The 2,840-nt window shown below is 46.8% G+C and carries 2 protein-coding genes and 1 pseudogene; 2 read left to right on the top strand and 1 reads right to left on the bottom strand.

Annotated features, from left to right (window positions below; all coding sequences use genetic code 11):
• Positions 1-123: 123 nt before the first annotated feature.
• Positions 124-1,077, bottom strand: a complete 954-nt coding sequence (locus H6S82_RS27270; RefSeq protein WP_190463144.1) for an NAD-dependent epimerase/dehydratase family protein — start codon at positions 1,075-1,077, stop codon at positions 124-126.
• A gap of 146 nt (positions 1,078-1,223) precedes the next feature.
• On the opposite strand from H6S82_RS27270, the gene purD reads away from it, so the two are divergent.
• A complete protein-coding gene (gene purD, locus H6S82_RS27265; RefSeq protein ID WP_190463142.1) occupies positions 1,224-2,510 on the top strand; it encodes a phosphoribosylamine--glycine ligase in 1,287 nt (428 codons plus the stop codon).
• A gap of 48 nt (positions 2,511-2,558) precedes the next feature.
• Positions 2,559-2,840 (top strand): annotated as a pseudogene (locus H6S82_RS27260) (PAS domain-containing sensor histidine kinase); the annotation flags it as partial.

The raw sequence follows: 2,840 nt of genomic DNA, 5'->3' as shown, positions 1-2,840 counted from the left end.
TTAGGGGTTAAATTTTTACCGCAGATGTCAGCAGATAAACGCAGATAAACGCAGATAAGAGGGGGATCGCTTTAGGTAATTGATATTACCGCATATGAGATAAAAATTGGGTTTGAAAAAATCCTAAGAAGCATATAATTTTTGAATCCACTCCCATTCTCGCGTCAAACCTTCCAACAACGAAACTTTCGGTTGATAACCGATCGATTTTTGGGCTTTTGACACATCCGCAGCCGTGTGACGCGCATCTCCTTTTGCCGCTTCAATATGATTCCTACGAATGGGACGACCAACAATTTTTTCCATCGTATCCAGCACTTCCATCAATCCCACACGACTGCCACCGCCAATATTGAAAACTTCTCCAATTGCATCTGGTGCAGTTGCAGCAGCTAAATTAGCAGCAATGGCATCGCTGATAAAAGTGTAATCTCGCGTTTGCTGTCCGTCACCGTATATCGGAATGGCTTCATCCAACAGAATAGACTTAAAAAATTTATGAAAAGCCATATCCGGACGTTGCCGGGGGCCGTAGACTGTAAAGTAACGTAATGAGGCAACAGGAACCCCAAAATTTTTGTGATATAGTCCGCACAGATGCTCGCTAGCCAACTTGGTCATACCGTATGGCGAGACAGGCTGAGGGCAAACAGATTCGGAAGTTGGCAGAGTTTCGGCGTTTCCGTATACGGAGGAAGAGGAAGCAAACACAAACCGCTGGAGATTTTTGGCTTCTTTTGCTGCTTCCAGTAAAACTTGTGTGGCGTTAATATTCCGTTCCGTATAAGCGCGGAAGCCATCACCCCAACTGGCACGAACTCCAGCTTGAGCGGCTTGATGGTATACTACTTCTGCATCGGCGAGTACGATCGCCCAGTCCACAGATTGGATATCATCCGCGATTAATTTAAAATTTGGGTGATTCTCAAAACTGGCAATATTCTTCTGCTTCAAGCTGGGATCGTAGTAATCGTTAAAATGATCTACTCCGATGACTTGCTTTCCTTGGTTCAATAAAGCTTCAACTAAGTGAGAGCCAACAAAACCGGCAGCCCCCGTAACAATACTCGTACTCATAAATTGCCTAAAGTGATGGATGAGTATGGATGTAAAATTTCAGATTTAAAATTAACATTAAATTTACAATCTGAAATTGGAAATCTACAATTTTCAATTATTTCATTTTATCCTTAAAAATTGGATATCGATCGCACGAGGATAATGTGAAGATTATAGTTGTTGGCAATGGTGGACGGGAACACACCTTGGCTTGGAAATTCCTGCAATCTCCCCAGGTTGAGCGGGTATTCTGCGTCCCTGGCAATGGCGGCACAGCAGTTATGGAACGTTGCCAGAATCTACCCCTTAAGGTAGAAGATTTTGAAGCAATTGCGCGTTTTGCAAAAGAAAATGACGTTTCTCTGGTAGCTGTTGGCCCAGAATTGCCCCTTTCTTTGGGAATCGCGGACTACCTGCTCTCGCAAAATATACCTGTTTTCGGCCCCACAAAAGCGGGTGCGGAGATTGAGGCGAGTAAGGCGTGGGCGAAAGCTTTGATGGCAGAAGCGGAAATACCTACGGCTAAGTCTGCTGTTTTTACAGATGCGGGTGAGGCGATCGCTTACATTAAAGCCGAAGGCGCACCAATTGTAATTAAAGCGGATGGTTTGGCAGCCGGAAAGGGCGTCACCGTCGCCCAAACAGTTGAGGAAGCTGTAGCCGCCGTAGAAGATATCTTTCAGGGCAATTTCGCCCAGGTAGTGATCGAAGAATGTTTAATCGGTGAAGAAGTTTCCGTTTTAGCTCTCACAGATGGCTTGACAATTCGACCTTTATTACCCGCACAGGATCACAAACGCATCGGTGACGGGGATACTGGCCCAAACACGGGCGGTATGGGAGCTTATGCCCCAGCGCCCCTATGTACCCCAGCGTTGCTGGAACGAGTGGAAAAGGAAGTTTTGCAACCGACGATCGCAACTTTACAAAAACGCGGTATTCCCTATATAGGCGTTGTCTACGCTGGATTGATGATTTCGCCGTCCGGCGAGCCAAAAGTGCTGGAATTTAACTGTCGCTTTGGCGATCCGGAAACTCAAGCTATTTTACCTCTACTGGAAACGCCCTTAGAAGATTTGATGCTAGCTTGTACTCAACAGCGATTGGCCGAAATGCCGCCAATTGAGTGGAAATCGGGAGCTTGCGTCTGTGTAGTCATGGCTTCCGGCGGTTATCCCGGCGAATACGAAAAAGGTAAATTAATTACCGGCATCGAGTCAGCCCAAACAACCGGAGCGATCGTCTTTCATGCTGGCACGAAACTTTCGGCTCCAGCAGAAAATTCTCCCCATCCCCTCACCGACGGCGGGAGAGTTCTGGGAGTTACGGCCATCGGGGAAAATATAGAAGGAGCGATCGCTACAGCATATGCCGCAGTCGATCGGATTCAATTTGAAGGCGCGTACTCTCGGCGAGACATAGCTCAAAAAGCTATAAAAAGGAAAGAGTAAAAAAACTTTACAATTCTATTTCATCCCCCGTCCTTCATCCTTGCTAAAATGCTGGCTCTTCTGAAAACAATCCGAGAAGTCATTGCCCATTGGTGGTCGGAGTTTACACTCCAGACGCGGTTAATGGCAGCAGCTACCCTGGTAGTTTCCTTGCTCATGAGTGGCCTTACCTTTTGGGCAGTGAATACAATCCAACAGGATGCCCATCTCAACGACACCCGCTTCGGTCGCGATTTGGGTCAGCTGCTAGCCGCCAACGTAGCCCCATTAATTGCAGAACAAAGTCTGAGTGAAGTTGCCCAATATTCCGAACGCTTCTACGTCGGCACC

It is taken from the genome of Planktothrix sp. FACHB-1355, from assembly GCF_014748295.1.
Classification (GTDB): Bacteria; Cyanobacteriota; Cyanobacteriia; order Cyanobacteriales; family Aerosakkonemataceae; genus Aerosakkonema; species Aerosakkonema funiforme_A.
This window is presented reverse-complemented; position numbering and strand designations above follow the sequence as displayed.